At 67.8% G+C, this 17,891-nt stretch carries 18 protein-coding genes; 14 read left to right on the forward strand and 4 right to left on the reverse strand.

Translation table 11 applies throughout. The features are described from left to right. Positions 1-12: 12 nt before the first annotated feature. Positions 13-195, forward strand: coding sequence for a hypothetical protein (locus tag BM360_RS11765; protein WP_093314847.1), 183 nt, complete (start codon positions 13-15; stop codon positions 193-195). Between the two features lie 23 nt (positions 196-218). Here BM360_RS11765 and BM360_RS11770 read toward each other — a convergent pair whose 3' ends face one another. Next, positions 219-848 carry a lytic transglycosylase domain-containing protein gene (locus BM360_RS11770; RefSeq protein WP_093314849.1) on the reverse strand — a complete coding sequence of 210 codons (630 nt, stop codon included), beginning with the start codon at positions 846-848 and terminating at the stop codon, positions 219-221. Between the two features lie 129 nt (positions 849-977). Here BM360_RS11770 and BM360_RS11775 point away from each other — a divergent pair, with 129 nt between their 5' ends. The 8 genes from BM360_RS11775 to BM360_RS11810 all read left to right on the forward strand — a co-directional run bounded on the left by BM360_RS11775 (position 978) and on the right by BM360_RS11810 (position 11,951). After that, entirely contained in the window at positions 978-1,889 is a 912-nt protein-coding gene (locus tag BM360_RS11775; protein ID WP_242653458.1) for a DUF7146 domain-containing protein, read from the forward strand. Positions 1,890-1,923: 34 nt separating this feature from the next. Next, positions 1,924-6,135, forward strand: a complete 4,212-nt coding sequence (locus tag BM360_RS11780) for a strawberry notch-like NTP hydrolase domain-containing protein (protein ID WP_093314853.1) — start codon at positions 1,924-1,926, stop codon at positions 6,133-6,135. A 67-nt stretch (positions 6,136-6,202) separates the two neighbouring features. Further along, complete coding sequence (locus BM360_RS11785; protein ID WP_093314855.1) at positions 6,203-6,436, forward strand: type II toxin-antitoxin system Phd/YefM family antitoxin; 234 nt, start codon at positions 6,203-6,205, stop codon at positions 6,434-6,436. Further along, the gene (locus BM360_RS11790) at positions 6,433-6,891 is read left to right on the forward strand and encodes a PIN domain-containing protein (RefSeq protein ID WP_093314857.1); all 459 of its coding nucleotides are present in this window, start codon (positions 6,433-6,435) and stop codon (positions 6,889-6,891) included. Before BM360_RS11785 ends, BM360_RS11790 begins: the two co-directional genes overlap by 4 nt. A gap of 81 nt (positions 6,892-6,972) precedes the next feature. Then, positions 6,973-8,988 (forward strand): ParB/RepB/Spo0J family partition protein, encoded by a 2,016-nt coding sequence (locus BM360_RS11795; protein WP_093314859.1) that lies wholly within the window; start codon positions 6,973-6,975, stop codon positions 8,986-8,988. Positions 8,989-9,120: 132 nt separating this feature from the next. Then, entirely contained in the window at positions 9,121-10,041 is a 921-nt protein-coding gene (locus tag BM360_RS11800; protein ID WP_093314861.1) for an ArdC family protein, read from the forward strand. 72 nt (positions 10,042-10,113) lie between these two features. Then, positions 10,114-10,758 carry a hypothetical protein gene (locus BM360_RS11805; RefSeq protein ID WP_093314863.1) on the forward strand — a complete coding sequence of 215 codons (645 nt, stop codon included), beginning with the start codon at positions 10,114-10,116 and terminating at the stop codon, positions 10,756-10,758. Between the two features lie 224 nt (positions 10,759-10,982). Beyond that, entirely contained in the window at positions 10,983-11,951 is a 969-nt protein-coding gene (locus tag BM360_RS11810) for a DUF2493 domain-containing protein (protein ID WP_093314865.1), read from the forward strand. A gap of 53 nt (positions 11,952-12,004) precedes the next feature. On the opposite strand, the gene BM360_RS11815 is transcribed toward BM360_RS11810, so the two are convergent. Further along, positions 12,005-12,433, reverse strand: coding sequence for an NUDIX hydrolase (locus BM360_RS11815; protein ID WP_278247430.1), 429 nt, complete (start codon positions 12,431-12,433; stop codon positions 12,005-12,007). Positions 12,434-12,548: 115 nt separating this feature from the next. On the opposite strand from BM360_RS11815, the gene BM360_RS19905 reads away from it, so the two are divergent. Then, complete coding sequence (locus BM360_RS19905; protein ID WP_093314869.1) at positions 12,549-13,001, forward strand: thermonuclease family protein; 453 nt, start codon at positions 12,549-12,551, stop codon at positions 12,999-13,001. A 270-nt stretch (positions 13,002-13,271) separates the two neighbouring features. Beyond that, on the forward strand, positions 13,272-13,682 hold the full coding sequence (locus BM360_RS11825) for a single-stranded DNA-binding protein (RefSeq protein WP_093314871.1): 411 nt from the start codon (positions 13,272-13,274) through the stop codon (positions 13,680-13,682). Between the two features lie 43 nt (positions 13,683-13,725). Here BM360_RS11825 and BM360_RS11830 read toward each other — a convergent pair whose 3' ends face one another. After that, positions 13,726-13,947 (reverse strand): hypothetical protein, encoded by a 222-nt coding sequence (locus tag BM360_RS11830; protein WP_093314873.1) that lies wholly within the window; start codon positions 13,945-13,947, stop codon positions 13,726-13,728. Continuing rightward, positions 13,934-14,203, reverse strand: a complete 270-nt coding sequence (locus BM360_RS11835; protein WP_093314875.1) for a DUF6437 family protein — start codon at positions 14,201-14,203, stop codon at positions 13,934-13,936. The genes BM360_RS11830 and BM360_RS11835 overlap by 14 nt, the downstream gene beginning before the upstream one ends. 405 nt (positions 14,204-14,608) lie before the next feature. Here BM360_RS11835 and BM360_RS11840 point away from each other — a divergent pair, with 405 nt between their 5' ends. The 3 genes from BM360_RS11840 (at position 14,609) to BM360_RS11850 (ending at position 17,887) form a co-directional block, all read left to right on the forward strand. Then, positions 14,609-14,848, forward strand: a complete 240-nt coding sequence (locus BM360_RS11840) for a hypothetical protein (protein ID WP_093314877.1) — start codon at positions 14,609-14,611, stop codon at positions 14,846-14,848. A 449-nt stretch (positions 14,849-15,297) separates the two neighbouring features. After that, positions 15,298-15,588: a hypothetical protein gene (locus BM360_RS11845; protein ID WP_131819260.1), complete on the forward strand. Its 291-nt coding sequence runs from the start codon at positions 15,298-15,300 to the stop codon at positions 15,586-15,588. Then, positions 15,578-17,887: a type IV secretion system DNA-binding domain-containing protein gene (locus tag BM360_RS11850; RefSeq protein ID WP_093314881.1), complete on the forward strand. Its 2,310-nt coding sequence runs from the start codon at positions 15,578-15,580 to the stop codon at positions 17,885-17,887. Before BM360_RS11845 ends, BM360_RS11850 begins: the two co-directional genes overlap by 11 nt. Positions 17,888-17,891: the final 4 nt, after the last annotated feature.

Here is a 17,891-nt window from a genome sequence, read left to right on the forward strand (position 1 = left end):
GAGTCGTTACCGATGGACGGAGATCTCCTGCCCCGCATCGAGGCGTTCCTGGTCCGGGTCGGCCTCAGCGCAACGCGGTTCGGCCGCATCGTGGTGCATGATCCGCGCTTCGTGTTCGACCTGCGCGCCGGGCGCCGGCCCCGCCGTCTCGTCCATGCCCGCGTCGCCGCGTACTTGGTCGAGCATGGCGCCTGATCCCTGCCGCCGAGCGCAATCCATCAGCGGGGCGCCATGCGCCACAGCGCAAGGACTTTCTGAACGTAGCCGGGAGTCTCGGCATTCCCTGGAATGCCGCCGGCACGGATCACCGCCCTAGGACCTGCATTGTAGGCTGCAAGTGCGAGAGCGACCGATCCGAAGCGATCGAGCATGGCCCGAAGGAAGCGGGCGCCACCATCGATATTGGCGCGCGGATCGAAAGGTTCGAAGACGCCGAGCGAGCGCGCCGTTGCCGGCATCAACTGCGCAAGTCCCATCGCACCCGCCCGACTGACGATGTCCGGGCGATAGGCAGACTCCACTGCAACTAGGGCGTCGAGCAGCCCTTCGGGCAGCGCGTGCCGAAGCTCCGCTGCACGAACGAACGTCAGAAACTTTTCGCGACCAGCCGGGCGTGCAAAGCCTGCTTGGGAAGGCATCGGCTGGAGCACGCTTCGCGGCTTGCCATTAGCCGGAGCGAGGCCGGGTTGCTCTGGGAGAACCGAATCTGGTGCCGAGGTGCCGATACGATGCTCGACGAGACTGAAACTCGCGGAGATCAGTGCCTCGTCATGTGTCTGCGCCACAGCCGGACAGGACTGGCTGGCAACCGCCACGGTTACCGCCAGGAGAAGGGATCGGATCATCATCGTCTCGCATCAAGCAAATACCCTCTTCCTCGAATCGGAACATAATGCGAACATGATGGTGTAGGAAAGCGCCGCGGCAGCAGAGGACAGGCGGCGGTGCGGGGCACGCAACCAGGATGCGAGATGCCCATGACCTTGCACGATCACCGGTTCGACAGCGCGTTCCCAGATGGCCGGACCATCGTTGAAGCGCTTGGCGGCCACTGGACGGCGCGCGGCGGTTTGTGCCGCTGTCCCGCTCATCCCGACCGCAGCCCCTCGCTCAGCGTTCGACCAGGTCGCCGCCGGCTGCTCTTCCACTGCTTTGCCGGTTGCCGGACGGAGGACGTGCTCTGCGCTCTCCGCCGCTTGAACCTACCGACCACAACCGGGTGGACCGATCGCGAGCCGCCGGACGACAAGGCGCGAGGCGTCCCTCTGGCTGCGCGTCTTTGGTCGGAAGCACGACCGATCCTAGACACGCCCGGTGCAGATTATCTCCGGCGGCGCGGACTGGCGGCGACGTCTGCCCTGCGGTTCCACCCGCGTACCCCGCAGGGTCGCTCGCCGCTCACCCGCTTCGTGCCTGCCCTGATCGCAGCAGTGTGCGACGAGACCGGCCTGGTGGCGGTCCACCGAACCTTCCTGACCAACGATGGGCAGCTGTCCGATCGTCAACCCGCCAAGGCTGCGCTTGGACGGCTCGGCACCGGGCTTGTCAGGCTGGCACCAGCGGCATGCACGCTCGGCCTTGCCGAGGGGATCGAGACGGCTTTGTCTGCGCAAACCCTCTTCAGCGTGCCGGTCTGGGCGACACTCGGGACCGAGCGCTTCCGCCGCGTCGCGCTGCCGTCTCACGTCGAGCGGCTCGTCCTTTTCCTCGACCATGACGACGGTGGCCACCGCGCCGAACGGCTCGCTCGCGAAGCCTTTCCGACTCTCTGTATTGCTTCCCGCATGCCTGCTTCACAGGGCGAGGACTGGAACGATGTCCTGCGGCGGAAACGCCAAGTCAGCGCCGAGGCTGAGAGGAAAGAGGGACGGCAGGTGATGCCCGCGTGACGGCGATCGAGCCGGCCGGGGCGGAGATCCTGTCATGCCTGCTGCCGTTCGAAACCTCGCTGTCGCCCCGCATCCAATCGTCCACGTCGCCCGGCGCCTGCTCGCGTTCCTCGACGCCGGAGAAGCGATCGACGCTCGCCTCCTGCGCACCTTGTTCAGCGACGCCACGGGGCAAAGCCAGGCAGCTTCCGGCTGGTCGATGCGTCATGCTTATGACGCACTCGAGCTCGCGCAGGTATTGTATCTCCGATCGCAGCCGCTTCCCCATGACGGGGCTCACGCCGTCCTGGCCTTCGTTCAAGGAATTGCGGCCAAGCTGCCGATTCAGAGCATCCGCACCGATGACCAGCTCGCGCTCCAGCAGTTCTCGACCCCTGCCCCGCTCGCCTGGATCATGGCTCAGGCCGCAGCGATACGACAGGGCACGACGGTGCTTGAGCCCTCCGCCGGCACCGGCATGCTCGTGTGGGCCTCGCCGCCAACTGCCCGGCTGCTGCTCAACGAGATCGACACGGACCGCCAGGCCTGCCTTGCCGAAGCTTTTCCAGGTGACGCGCTCACCGGCCACGATGCCGAACTGATCGACGACCTGCTTGCACCGCATCTGATCGCCGACAGAGTCCTGATGAACCCGCCGTTCGCGCGCTCGACCGGTCGCGGCGAGGACCGCCACGCGGCCGAACGCCATGTGCGCGCCGCGGTCCGGCGGCTGCGACCCGGTGGCCGGCTCGTCGCGCTGCTGCCACCCCGCCTTGATGTCAGCCGCCTCTCCTCTGACGTCACCATCCGGCTGGATGCGATGCTGCCACGCGGCATCTATGCCAGGCACGGGACCGGCGTCGCCGTGCGCCTGATCATCTGCGATCGACTAGCGGGACCCGCACCTGCAGCTTCCTGCGAGGTCTTCGACCTGCCTGACCTCTTGGGCCGCGTGCTGGCGCTGCCCCTGCTTGATGCCTGCGCCACGACACCGGTGCGGCCGGGGCTCTCCGCCCCACGTCGGCTGTCGCTGTTCGGCAGGGCGACGGGGCCTCGACCCGCGGCACCGGTTCCCGCACCCGGGCGCGCCGATCGGTCGGCGCCCGAACCGGTCAGCGTGTCGGTGTTGGACGAGCCCGCACCTGCCGGCGATCCTGCCGGTATCTATCTGCCATGGCGAGCGAGCCGCCTGCAGCTGCCCGGCGCGGCAGAACATCCGACGCCGCTGGTCGAGTCCCTGGCGATGGGCTCGATCGCAGCGCCCAAGGCTAATCATGTTCCGCTGCTCCCCGCCCGGACCGTAGCCGACGGCATCCTCTCCGCCGCACAGCTCGAGACCCTCGTCTATGCCGGTGCCGCGTTCGAGCGCGATCTGCCTGGACTTTTCGTGGCCAAGGACGAGGGCGGAGCGCTCGAGCCCACTGAGCAGGGCAACGCCTATGCCCAAGGCTTCTATCTTGGCGACGGGACAGGCGCCGGCAAGGGCCGCCAGGTCGCCGGCATCATCCTCGACCAATGGCTCCGAGGACGTCGTCGCCATATCTGGTTCAGCAAGAACGAGGCACTGCTCGAGGATGCCCGTCGCGACTGGACGGCGGTCGGCGGCGTCGCCTTAGACGTCCAGCCGCTCTCAGCGTGGAAGCTCGGGACCGCGATCACGCTGGACGCCGGCGTCCTCTTCGTCACTTACCCGACATTGCGGTCGGGCCGCGAGGATGCGACCCGGCTGCGGCAGATCCTCGACTGGGCAGGCGATAGCTTTGACGGCGTAATCGCCTTCGACGAAGCTCACGCGCTCGCCAATGCTGCCGGCGGCGAAGGCTCGCGCGGTCGGGTCAAGGGCTCGGAACAGGGCGTCGCGGGCCTGCGCCTTCAGAACCTTCTGCCGCGCGCTCGCGTCCTATACGTCTCGGCGACCGGCGCCTCCGACGTCGCCAACCTGAGCTATGCGACACGGCTCGGCCTATGGGGTCAGGGCACCGCCTTTGCCGACCGCGAGGCCTTCGTGTCGGGCGTGCGGCAAGGCGGCATCGCCGCGATGGAACTCGTCGCGCGGGACCTCAAGGCGCTCGGTCTCTACACTGCCCGCGCGCTGTCCTTTGCCGGTGTTGAATATGATCTGCTCGAGCACCAGCTCACGCCAGAACAGATCGGGACTTACGACGCCTATGCGGACGCCTGGGCGATCATCCACCGCAACCTGACCGCCGCACTCGAGGCGACCCGCGTCGTCGACAGCGTCACCGGCTCCACGCTCAACGCCAACGCGAAATCAGCAGCGCTCTCGAGGTTCGAGAGCGTCAAGCAGCGCTTCTTCGCGCAACTGCTCCTGTCGGCGAAGCTTCCGAGCCTGCTGCCCGCGATCGAGCAGGATCTCGGCCGCGGGGACGCGGTGGTCGTCCAGCTCGTCTCGACCGCCGAGGCGATGCTCGGTCGCCGGCTCGCCGAACTCACCCCCGAGGAGCGGGAAAGCCTCGAGATCGACCTGTCGCCGCGCGAATATGTCATCGACTATCTGCTCGGCGCATTCCCGATCCGGCAGATGCGCGTCTTCACCGATCCGGACGGAAATACCCGCTCCGAGCCGATGTGCGACGACCAAGGTAACCCGGTCCATTGCCGCGAGGCCGAGGCCGCGCGGGACGCTCTGGTGGAGCAGCTTTGCGCCTTACCGCCGATCGCGACCGCTCTCGACGCCATCATCGAGCGCTTCGGTGTCGACGCGGTTGCCGAAGTCACTGGACGCACTCGCCGGCTGGTGGTCGGCTCGGACGGCGCGCAGCGGATCGAGCGCCGCAGCCAGCGAGCGAATCTCACCGAAGCGCAGGCGTTCATGGACGGCGCCAAGAAGCTGCTCGTCTTCAGCGACGCCGGTGGAACCGGCCGCAGCTATCATGCCTGCGTGCACGCGAAGAATCAGGCGCGCCGTATCCACTACCTCCTCGAGCCTGGCTGGCGCGCCGACGCCGCGATCCAGGGCCTCGGCCGTACGCATCGCAGCGCACAAGCATCGGCACCGCTGTTCCGACCGGTGACCACCGATGTACGCGGCGAGCGACGCTTCATCTCGACCATCGCCCGGCGGCTCGACACACTGGGTGCCCTGACGCGGGGGCAGCGCCAGACCGGCGGGCAGAACCTCTTCAACCCGGCCGACAACCTCGAGAGCAGCTACGCCAAGGATGCGCTGCTCGCCTGGTACCGCCTGCTCTACGCCGCCAAGCTCCAGTCGATCACGCTGAAGGACTTCCAGGAGCGATCTGGTCTGGGCCTTGAGGCAGAAGGCGGCGGCCTCCGCGAAGACCTGCCGCCCATCCAACGCTGGCTCAACCGGCTCCTGGCGTTCCCGATCGCGCTGCAGAACGCCATCTTCGACGAGTATCTCGGACTGGTCGAGGCGCGGGTCGATGCGGCACGAGAAGCCGGCACGCTCGACCTGGGCGTCGAGACGCTGCCGGTCGAGGACATCCGGATCGTCTGTGACACGCTGCTGCGCACCGATCCCTCGAGCGGCGCCGAAACCCACCTGCTGGAGCTGGCGCTGACCCGCCGGCCGCGCCCGCTTACGCTCGCGTCCGCTCGACGCTTGGCCGAGGACGGGCGGGGTCGCCTGCTCGTCAACACACGGTCCGGACGTGCGGCGGTGTGTCGTGACGGGCGCAGCCTGCTCACCGAGGATGGCCAGCTGCAGCGACGATACGAACTCGTCAGGCCCATGAAGCGCGAGCATGTCGCAGCCGATCGGTTCGGGGAGACGAGCTGGACCGAGGCAAGCCCCCAAGCCTTCGAGCGCGCCTGGCATGAGGAGATGGAAGAGGCGCTCGCCTCCACCTCGACCGAAACGCTCTACCTCGCAACCGGGCTTCTGCTGCCGATCTGGAACGTCCTGCCAAATGATCATGTCCAGGTTCTCCGCATCGTCGATCAGACCGGCCAATCGCTTCTCGGCCGTGAGGTCCCCGTATTGGCGCTGCCAGAACTCGGCCGACGGCTCGGGCTCGATCTCGATCGCGCACTCGATCCGGCGCTGATCGCGAATGCTGTACTCGACACGGGGCGCGCCTGCGCGCTGCCCGGCCTTGCCGGCCTGACGCTCAAGCGTGCGCTCGTGGGCGGCGAACGGCGGCTCGAACTCGCCGGCTTCGAGCCGGGCCGCCTGCCCGAATACAAGGCGCTTGGCTGCTTTACCGAGATCATCCGGTATCAGACCCGGCTCTTCGTCCCGCTCGACCGCGCAAACGCGATCCTGCCGGCGCTGGCCGCCTGATCGCCGCCATGCTCGACACGCGCCACCTTACGACCTATTTAGGTGCTGCCACTAGAAAGGCTTCGACATGGAACGCGCGATCACCGCCAGCGATGCCAACCAGCGCTTTTCCGAACTGCTGCGCGAGGTGCAGGACGGCGAGACCTTCGTCGTGACCTCGCGCGGACGCCCCGTCGCCAAGATGGTCCCTGTCGACGATCTCGACCGGCAGGCGCCCGCGATCGATGCTCTGCTCGCGCACGTCGAGACGCTGCCGCGGCGGTCACTGGCCAGCTGGAGCCGCGCGGACCTCTACGAGTGAGCCGCGTCGCGCTCGACACCAACATCCTCGCTTATGTCGCCGGCGTCGACCGTCACGCGGATGATGCCGCCAAGATCGACGCGAGCCGCACGCTGCTGAAGTGCCTGCGCGGACGCGCCTCGCTGGTCGTCCCGGTCCAGGTCATGGGCGAGCTGTTCGTCGTGCTCACCCGCGCCGGCGCCAGCCGCAGCGACGCGCGTACGACGGTGCTGCGGATGACCGAAGCCTTCGGCACCGCAGACAGCGCGGCATCGGCACTCCACTCGGCACTGGATCTTGTCGCGGCGCACCAGCTTCAGTTCTGGGACGCGCTGATCCTCAATGCCGCGGCCGAGGCGGGCTGCACGCTCCTCCTATCCGAGGACATGAGCAGCGGCTTCACCTGGCGCGGCGTTACGGTCCTGAACCCTCTCGCAGCGACACAAGACGATCGGCTGACGCGGCTCTTCGCCTGAGCCACAGGAGAGAGGAAAGGCAGGCGCCGGGCGGGTGAGCCTCGGGCGCAATCGGGCGCCAGGGCTCATGGAGCCTGACCCATGATCCAGACCATCCCGCTCAACAAGCTCATTCCCTCCATGCGCAACGTCCGGCGACGGAGCGACGAGGCGGCGGACGCGCAGCTGCGCGCCGACATCGAGGCGCGCGGCCTGCTGCAGAATCTGATCGTCACCGCCAACAAGAAGCCTCGCGGCACCTTCGCGGTCGAAGCGGGCGGACGCCGGCACGCCGCGCTTAAGGCGCTGGCCGACGCGGGCATGCTCGCGGCCGACGTCGCGGTGCCCTGCCTCGTGCTCGACGACCTCGGCAGTGCCGTCTCGGAAGCGAGCCTCGCCGAGAACTTCCAGAAGCTCGCCCTCAATCCCGCCGACGAATGCCTCGCTTTCCAGCACTTCATCGAGCAGGGCTCGGACGTCGAGGGCATTGCGCGTCGCTTCGGCGTCACCGTCCGCTTCGTCGAAGGCCGGCTGCGCCTCGCCAGCCTCGCTCCGGTCGTCTTCCAGGCGCTTGCCGATGGCGAGATCACGCTCGATGTCGCCAAGGCTTATGGCTCGACGCCCGACCGCGAGCGTCAGGCGCATGTCTTCGACCAGATGAGCCGCGGCTACGGCGGCGCGCATCCCGACAGCGTGCGGCGCATGATGACACAGGCCACCGTGTCGGCGAGCGATGCGCGCGCGCGGCTCGTCGGCGAGGATGCCTATCTTGCGGCGGGTGGCCGGATCGACCGTGACCTGTTCGCCGACGATGCCTCGACCCGATGGCTCGACATCGCCATTCTCGAGCGGCTCGCCAACGAAAGGATGGAAGAGGCCGCTGAAGCGCTGGCGGCCGAAACCGGCTTCGCCTGGGTGCGCCCGACGCTCGACCGCTACGTCGACTGGCAGCAGACCGAGGGTTTGACGCGCGTTGAACTCGAAGCAGCTGAGCTCAGCGACGACGAGCAGCGGCAGGTCGCCGAGCTGGAAGCGCAGGCGGCGGACCAGGTCGGCGTGCTGGAAGATGAGGCCAGCAGCGAGGAAGATCGCGCCGCCGCCGAAGCGAAGCTCGAAGCGCTCGACAAGGCGCTCGAGGCGATCACCGACAAGCCGCCGGTGCTGGGCGACGACCTTCGTCCGACCATCGGCGCGTTCCTGGTGCTCGGCCCCGATGGCCAGCCCAAACTGCACCAGACCCTGTATGCCGATTGCCCCGTCTCCAGCGACAGCGAAGACGGCGAAACGCCGGGTGACGGCGTCGACACACCTTCACCCCGCACCATCGGCCTCTCCCAGCGACTGACCGATGAACTCGCGATCCAGCGGCGCGACATCCTGGCCGTTCATGTCGCGGCCGAGCCGGACTTCGCACTCGATCTCACCATCTTCCTGATGGTCGATCGCCTCTCCGGTCACCGGACGGACCGCTACGGCTCGACGCTGAGCGCTCGTCCGCCCCAGGAGCCGGTCATCGGCTTCCGCACGCCTGGGGCGGCCGCGACGATCGCGCGGGCCGAAGCCGAGGAGCGGCTCGATCGCAGCTGGGCCGGGCACGACCAGGTCGAGGCGCGCTTCGACGCCTTCCGCGCGCTCGACCCGGAGCAGCGGGCGGCGTGGCTGGGTCACGCGGTCGCAGCATCGCTCGAGGCCAGCGTCGGCGGGACGGGCGCGAGTGCGTGCCGGTTCCACGATCATCTCGGGCACGTGCTCGGGGTCGACGTCGCAGCCTGGTGGCGTCCCACCGCTACCAACTTCTTCGACAAGGTCACCAAGCCGGTGATGTTCGAGGCACTCGATCAGATCGACGGACCGGCGCTCGCCGCGCGATACGGCGCCGCCAAGAAGGCTGACCTCGCCGCTACGTGCGAGCGCATCTGCGCAGGCGATTTCATCGGTGAGGTCGGGACCAAGGAGGTCGCGCGCGCCTGGCTTCCCGCAGCGATGCGCTTCGCCTCGCCCACCGGTGATCCCGACGCGGCGACCGGCGCCGCGACGGATCCCGAGATCGTCGATGCTGCATGCGTCGAGGAGCCAGGCGGCATCGGAAATCCCGCAGCGCCGCGCGCCGCCGCCTGAACCTCTTACCTGTAGAACGTCCGGGGCGACCTCGCCGGCGAGGTCGCCCCTTTCTCCTGTCCGCCTTCGGCAAGAGGAAAGGCGGCTGGCGCCGGGGCGAGCCGATCCCGGCTCGTCAGAGGGAGACGCGCCATGCGCCAGTATCGATCAGACAAGGTCCCGGCCAACCCCGCCGAGACGATCACCCGAGCCATCATCGAACGCCTCGAGGCGGGCGTCCGCCCGTGGCGGCAGCCTTGGGCCGGTGGCCCGGTTTCTCGACCCTTGCGCGTCTGCGGCACGCCGTATCGCGGTGCCAATGTCATCTGGCTGTGGATGGCGGCACAGGCGCGCGGCTTCGCTTCCCCCACGTGGATGACCTACCATCAGGCCCAGCTGCTCGGCGGCCAGGTCCGCAAGGGCGAGCGCGGTACGCTGGCGATCTTCTACAAGAGCTACACCAAGGAGGTCGAGAACCCGGGCACGGGCGAGCGCGAGGATGAAGCCCGCCGCGTGCTCAAGAGCTTCACCGTCTTCAACGTCGACCAGATCGATCGGCTTCCCGAACGGTTCCTGCCCGTGACGATGCCCCTGCCCGAGCTCAACGAGCGCGACGGCGCGCTCGACGCCTGGTTCGCCGCCGTGCCGGCCCGGCTTCGCCACGGTGGCGGCGAGGCCTATTACATGCCGTCGACCGACGAGATCACGATGCCGGAGATCGCGGCGTTCCGCAGTCGCGACCATTACCGGGCAACGCTCGCACACGAGATGGCGCACTGGACCGGGCACGCCAGCCGGCTCGATCGCACGCTCGGCAATCGCTTCGGCAGCGACGCCTATGCGATGGAAGAGCTCGTCGCGGAACTCACCGCGGCGATGATCGGCGCCGAGCTCGGGCTGCCGGTCGATCATCTCGACGATCATGCGAGCTACCTCGCTTCCTGGCTCAAGGTGCTGAAAACCGACAGCCGCGCGATCCTGACCGCCGCTGCCAAGGCCGAGGAAGCCAGCGCCTTCCTGCTCGCCTCCCAGGCACGCGGGCAAGCGCAAGAGGCCGAGCGGCTCGCCGCCTGATCCCACCCCCACATTGCCGCCATCGACGCGCCAGATGCGGCGCCACGGCGGCATTCGACCGGAGCAATTCCCATGACCTACGACGTCGGCTATCGCTTCTCGCAGGCGCTCGATCCGAGCGGCCTCGACACTATCGCCACGTGCCTTCATGCCCTCCAGGCAGCCGCCAAGGACTGCAGCAATGCGGGCAAGCCGTTCGAGACCGATCCTGCCGTGGTGCTGCTCGCGCAGCATCTCGGAAGCGTCGCGACGATAAAGATGCCAGACCGCCCCGCACTCCGATCGCTCTGCGGCGATGCACTCGCTGAGATCGCGCGTACGCCCCTCCTGGTGCTACTCGCAGCCCGCGGCGTCTCCTACGACGCCGATGCCAAGCGCACCTTCCACACCGAGGCCCGGCGTGCGCTGAAACGGCTCGCGGGCGACCTGCAACTGCCGGCGAAGAGCTTCGACATCCGCGTATGCGAGGGTGGGCCTGCGGTTTCCGGCGAGGTCATCCTCCACGCCGAGGAGCTCTATCTCCAGGTCTCGATCAGCGGCTTTGGCGGTGGTGAGATCCTGTTCCGCCGGTGCCGCGGCCGTTCGGATTATTGCGGCGAGCTCAACCACTGGGCCCGCATGCCCGCCTTGCTCGACACGTCGGCTCTTGCCCGGCGGATCGCGCAGGAGCTCGGCCTTTTCCTGGCTGCGGAGATCCAGCCCCGGCTGGTCGCGTGAGGGTGGCGGAGGGTTTCAGGCGACGCCGGCATGCGGCGCGAGAGGCCCTCTACCCGCCGGCGGGATGTGCGCAACCCGCCCGCCTGCGGCCCGTGTTGCCCGGCGACGTGGTCGCCGCCGGGCTGCCCGCGCCAGCCTTGCCGGGGAGTGGCGCCCACCCCTGATGCCGACGGGCGGGAGGGCGCGTCGCCGCACTTGCGCGGCGTCAGACCTGGAGACCTCTCATGCCCACGACCCTTGCCGCCCAACTCGCCGCGCTGGAACTCGGTCACCTCTCGATCAGCGCCGACGCGAGCACCGCGTGCCGCAATCCCCTTCAACCCGATGCCATCGACCAGACCTTGGCGGCGGTCTGGTCCGACCTCTTCGGGCTTTTCACCGATACCGTCCTCGAGGATCAGGCCGAGGAACTCGGCTGGGGTGTCGTCAACCTGTTCCACCGCGCCGCCGCCAAGGCATCGATCCGGATCGATCGCGCGACGGACGAGATCCGGCTGCTGCTGGCGACCAACGATGGTTCGGAGATCCATACCACCGAGCTCGAACAGCAGGTCGAACGCGCCCAGGTCGCGGAGGACGAGATGCTGGCGCTGGAGGCGCTCCGCGAGACCGCCGCTGCCCTCTACCTCGCCGAGACCGGGTCATCGTGGCGGCCGGCCGGTGGTTCGCGGCTCAGCCATGACGCGCTGACCACCTCGGCGGTCGTCCAGGGTCGAGAGTTCCTCAAGGCACGCGCCGAGGGCAAGCGCCGCGCGGCGATGCCGCAGGGCACACCGATCGTCTTTGCCGGTGGGCGCTTGAGCTTCACCTCGACCGATGATGCCAAGACCTATGGCGATGCGATCTGGCAGACACTCGATCGCGTGCGGGCCAATGTCGGAGACATGGTCCTTGTCCATGGCGGAGACGGCAAGGGTGCTGACCGCCTGGCGGCATCCTGGGCCGAACGGCACAAGGTGCCCCAGATCGCCTTCAGCCTCGACACGCGGCTCGGTGCTCGGGCCGGGTTCAAGCGCAACGAGCAGATGCTCGATCTGAAGCCGCGCTACGTCGTCGCCTTTGCCGGCAACGGCGTCCTCGAGCGCCTCGTCATCCAGGCCAAGGAGCGCGGTCTCTCCGTTGTCGATCGCCGCGGTCCGCTCGGCACCAATCCCAAGCAGCATGCGCGTGCGCAGGCGTCAGGGCGACCCTGATCCATCGGGAGCGTGGCTTCGGCCACGCTCCTCCAGCCGTTGCTTCAGGCGCATCACGTCGCGGGCGACGCCTTGATCCACCGCTCAAATGCTTCCAGCACCTGGCGCAGTTCTGCGTCCTTGACGGCGCGCCGGGCGTGGGGAAGCGTGAACCATTGCCGCTGCCGCTGGTGCCGTTCCTGCCAGTCCGCGAGCTCGGCCTGGACCTCCAGCGGAAATGCGTCGATCCGGATCGTTCCGCCGAACCTGAGCATCGATCCGCCCGGCTGACGGTAGCGTCCGACCGGCTCTGACGCGATGTGGCCGGTTACACCCGCTTCCTCATAGGCTTCGCGTTCGGCGGAACGCGAAGCCATCAACCCGCGGGCGATCTTGCCCTTCGGCAGGATCCAGCGCCGCCGCGTGCGTGAGGTCACGAGCAGCACCGATACATCTCCGCCGGATTCGACACGGTAGGGTATGGCGGCCGACTGAGGCGTCACGGATGAAGCGAGAGGATGATCACGATCAATGTCTAGAGCACCTCCGGCCGGCCCGTTCCATCACATTGTATCCGCTCGCTTTCCTACACTTGGATGGGACCGCTAGGACGTCGCCATGTCACTCCTGCTCCTCGCTGCCGCTTCGATGGTCGTGCCCCCCGGCGAGCGTTTCACCTGCACCCCCGTCGCGGTCTGGGACGGCGATGGTCCGATCTGGTGCCGGGAGGGACCCCGCGTCCGGCTGGCCGGGATCGCCGTACGCGAGATCGACGGCAGCTGCCGACCAGGTCATCCCTGTCCCCGTGCTTCGGGCCGAGAAGCGCGCGATCACCTCGTCACCCTGCTGGGTGGAGCGCGCGGCACGCTGCGGACCGGCCATGTCGTTGTGCGCGGTCCGGTGCTCAGCTGCCGTTCGAATGGCTCTGCCCGCGGCTCCCGGACGGGCGCTTTCTGCCGCTCTGACAAAACGGGTGACCTCTCCTGTGCGATGGTCCGGGGCGGCTACGCCGTGTCTTGGGCGCGCTATGATGGCAGGCTGGTCTGCCGATCGGACCCAGGCTCGTCCTGACCCATCGCTGCCGGACGGCTCGCGTTCCTGAGCGCGTCCGAAACCCTCCCCATCGCCGCCTGATCCCTATGGCGGCCGCGGATCCCTGCAACCCGCCGTTCAAGGCCCGTGTTGCGCCCGCGCTGACGCTTGGCGCTGCCCGCGCCAGCCTTGCCCGTCAGGTTTCCCTCCGGCCTCACGGCCTCCGGTGCAGCGCGCCGCTCGAGCCCGCCATGGCCGGGTTCTGCGTCGACGGGGACGGTCCCGGCGACCCTTCCAGGAGTGAGCCTCATGACCAACACCGTTCTTCTCGTCGGCAACCTCGGCACCGATCCCGAGACCCGCACTACCCGCGGCGAAACCCGTGTCGTCAGCCTGAGCCTCGGCACCAGCCGGCCCAAGCGCGACAGCGAGGGCAAGACCTTCAAGGATGCGAGCGGCTACACCGCCAAGGAAACCGAGTGGCACCGCATCACCTGCTTCAACGGCCTCGGCAAGACGGTCGCGCAATATGCCGCCAAGGGCATGATGGTCGCCGTGCGGGGCCGCATCCACTACAGCAAGTGGACCGACCGGGAGGGTGTCGAGCGCTACGGCTGCGAGATCATCGCCGAGGATGTCCAGTTCCTCAGCCGCGGCAAGCCGACGGGGAGCGGCGAGCCTTCGGGCCAGAACGATATCGACGACGACCTGCCCTTCTGACCGGGCCCGATCAGCCCCGGCGGCATCGCCGCCGGGGCTTTCTTCATGCCTGCGGGCGGGTTCCGAAATGCCGGGCGACGATGGCATCCAGGCGCCGCGTCAGCAGTGCGGCAAGCGCCAGCGCATCGCGCTCCGCATCGAACGGATCACGCGCGCAGGACGACACGATCGCGTCACGCAGCCAGTAGCTGGTCGCGGGGTCGGCGAGGATCGCCAGCAACTCGACGACCTCGGCTCCGTCGAACCGCGGCTCAGGGCTGGCCATCGTCGCCTCGCTTCACACCAGGCATTCCGGCCGGCTTGAGCCCGACACCAGGATCCTGCGACGTGCCGCCGAGTGCCTTGCGGATCGCCACGCGGAGGCCTTCGGAGCCGAGTGCCCCGCCCCCGGCGTCGAGCACGATCGTACCGAGTTCGAGTGCGGCGGCCTGGCGCAATGCGTCGCGCAGGCTGGCGAGCCGCCGTTCTTCTTCGTCATGTCGGGTGAGCGCATCGAGCGCGCTCGGCTTCTTCTTGGCCACGACCAGTCTCCTGTCGGTCGAAGCCCCTTCCGATGTCCCTCTTCGCGCAGCGGCATGGCTGTAGGAAAGCGCTTTCTTCAGCTGCCCAGGTCAGGTCCCTTCCCTCGAGGGTGCCGCATCCAATCGGCCGCCGCGGGCATCGAGCCCGCGCCGGCCGAGCTCTTCTACTCGCTCGACAAGGTGTAGCATGACAGCGGCGAAGACCGGGCCTCAAGGACGACGGGGCCCCACCATTTTTCCGGCCGATCAACGTTCGTCCTCATCACCAGCGTCATCGCGCGGCCGGAAAAATCGTGACCCCCATCGCCGCTGGCGCGGCCGCTCCTTCGGAGCGGTCCCTGACCCCCGATCTTCCCCGCTGTCCCTCAGACGCCGTCTTTCACTTGAGATTTGAGAGGACGGACGATGACCTTCTACAGCCCGATCAACACCACCGCCGCCGCCACTGCGGACCACGACGCCTATATGGCCGCCTATGCCAAGGCCGCCGCCAGGGCGCCCTACAGTTACTTCGACCAGCACATCATCCGCACCGACGATGGCTGCTACTGGGTCGCCGACGAGGGCGACTACGAAAGCCTGATGGCAGATCTGGTCGACCGGATCGTCCACACCGTGACGGCAGGCCGCAGCGACGAGGAGTAACCTGGCGAGAGGGGCTCCGGCGCCTCTCGCTTTGCTCGTCCAGAGCAATCGGCCAGCCGGGAGTAAGAGTAGAAAACGCCGGTCCAAGTGGAACCGCGAGCCTGAAACTCAGGAGCGACTCGCGTCTCCGCAATCCCACCGGATGACCGATCAGCACCCGATCGACAGACCATCATCACCGACCGCAGCACCTCGACGATGTGGGGCAAAGAGGGCACACCCTATGCGGCAAGCCCGCAGGTTAAGTGATTGATTTCGGCAGAGCAAACCTGTCCCACACGCCGTTCGATTTCGTGGGTCCGATTTGGCGAGCGGCCAACCTGTTGAATTGTCTGGATTACAGTTCCGCAGGCGGCGCACGAAATCGTTTTCCTACAACCCGTCTATCGCGGTAAACCGACCGTGCCTTGCGAAGCGCGACCACGCTCCATCCGGTGATGGAGACGTGCATGTCGTATCATGAATTCATAACCGTGCGGATGAGCGGCACCATGCGTGCCGAGCTGTTCGCTTATGCCGCCGAGCGCCAGCTCGATGTCGGCAAACTCGTCCGCGATCTGATCGCGTTCGAGCTCGCAGTCGGGCGTCACCGCGCGCGAGAGGCGCTCGGTCAGCTCTTATTTCTGGCAATCGCCATGGACGAGCTCCTCGCCGCGCACAGCGATGAGACGCTGCGTGACCATGTCATCCAGCAATGGCGCACGCGCCTCGACGAGGAGGCGTCGTCCGATGCGCAATAAGCTCGTCAACTTCACCCGCGGCTCCCAGCTCATCGGCCATTTCGGCTTCATGTTCGCCGCCGGTCTGAAGGGCCCTCTTCTCTTCGCCATGGCGATCTTCGGGGGCTTCATCTGGTGGCGCGTGTCGGCAGCCCTCACCAATGCCGAGAGCTATTTGTGCTGGATGCGCCTCTATGTCGCCGGCTACACCTGGTTCGAATTCGATCCCGGGCGTCCGGTCAATCTGGCGCGGGACGGCGCGCCCTTGCTCGTGCCGATGGCCCGCGCGGCCAGCCATCCGATCATGGCGGCTGCATGGTCCAAGTGCCTGGTCGCAGCGCGCGACGGCGCCGTGACCGCCTCCCTCATCACGGTTCCCGCAACGGTTGCCTTCGCCTGGATCGCCGCGTGGTTCGGCCGCCGCTCGAAGGAAAGCAAGCACGAGCGCGGCGCCACGCTGGCCGATCTTCCGACCCTGGTTGGCGAGATCGACGCTCATAATCGCGGCGAGCGCGCAATCGAGTATCGGCGGGCGCTCGGTCCCGGATGGCGCCTCACCTCACCGGCAGAGCGCCGCGCCGCGCAGCTCTACGCACCTTATCGTCTGGCGGGCGTTCCCTTCCCGTGGCGCCTCGAGCAGAGCCACGCCATGCTCATCGGCACGACCGGCACCGGCAAGACCGTCTGCCTGCGTGACCTGCTGAGCCAGGTCCGCGCCGCTGGGCACCGCGCGGTGATCTTCGACCTGACCGGCGCCTTTATCGAAGCATTCTATGATCCCGAGCGGGACGTCATCCTCAACCCGCTCGATGCGCGCTGCCCGCAATGGTCGGTCTTCGAGGATTGCACAGACGAGGCGAGTTTCACCGCTGCCGCGGAAGCGCTCGTGCCGCATGACGGCGGCGGCGCGGAGGCCTTCTGGGTTCTCGCGGCCCGCATGCTGTTCGTCGAGATGTGCCTCAAGCTCGCCGCGGAGGAGCGCGCGACCAATGCGGCGCTCTCGAGCGAGCTGATGACGGCCAGCCTCGCCCATGTCCATCAGTTGATGCAGGGCACCGTCGCCGATCCGCTCACCGCACCCGAGGCCGCGCGCATGGCGGAGTCGATCCGCGCGGTCTTCAATGCCAACGCCAAGGCGCTCCGCATGCTGCCGGTGACGGGGGTCCCCTTCTCTGTCCGCCGGTGGGTCGAGGGTGACTGTGCCGAGGCAAGCTTTCTCTTCGTCTCGGCCCGCTATGTCGACATGTCGGTCGCTTCCAGACTCCTGACCGTCTGGATGGACACAGCCATGAACACGCTCATGGCTGGACCGCGCACCACCGACCTCAAGGTCTGGTTCCTGTTTGACGAGCTCGGCGCGCTGCATCGCTTGCCCGCGCTTGAAAAAGGTCTCCAGACCGCGCGCAACTATGGCGGCGCGATCGTCGCCGGGGTGCACGCCTATGCCAAGCTGAAGGAGACCTACGGCGACAACATGGCGATGACCCTTGCCGCGCTCGCACGCACCAAGCTCATCTTCGCCACTGCCGATCGGGAGTCCGCGACCTGGTGCTCCGACTTCATCGGCCACCGCCAGTATCGCGAGATGGAGGAGGGCTATAGCTATGGATATAACAATACGCGGGACGCCGTAAGCCTCACGCCGCGGCGTCAGATCGAACCGCTTCTGCTGCCCGACCAGCTAATGAACCTGCCGCGGCTGCAAGGCTATCTCAAGTTCCCCGACGGGTTTCCGGCGGCACCTGTGCGCCTCGACTATGTCGCCTATCCGAGCCGTGCCGAGCCGTTCGTTCCCCGCTCTCCCACGCCTCCGTCTGCCCCGTCAGCGGACGCCGTCGGCTCTGCAGGCGAGCCCGTCGCAGATACGAGCGGCGCGAGCGACCAGGGGCCGGGCCCGCGCTCACAGCAGGAGCGCAAAGCCGATCAGGCGGGCGTGCGCGAGCTGCCGGACGGATACGCGAAGCCGAAGATGCGTGCCGCCGACCGCGAGCCCGCCTTCGGCAAGGCGCCGGCAGATCCACCGCGCGACAGGCACAACGGCGAAGGCCTACCACACGGCGCTCGGCAGCCGACCGCCGCCGCCGGATCGGCCCTGCCCCTACTCTCAAAGGCGACCGGAGCAACTGACGGGACCGCGGAGGTCAAGGAGCAAGCGACGGCGCCTGCCACCCCGGTGACCCGGACCGGCGCAGACGCTGGTCGTCGTACAGGCGCGACCGAACTCCCGCGGCAACAGGAGAATATCACCCGTCGTGAGCTGCGTGAGGGCATTGCGCCCTCAGACCCGCACCCCAGCGACGAACCCGAACTCGACTTCTGAGAAA

Source organism: Sphingomonas jatrophae (assembly GCF_900113315.1).
Lineage (GTDB): Bacteria > Pseudomonadota > Alphaproteobacteria > Sphingomonadales > Sphingomonadaceae > Sphingomonas_P > Sphingomonas_P jatrophae.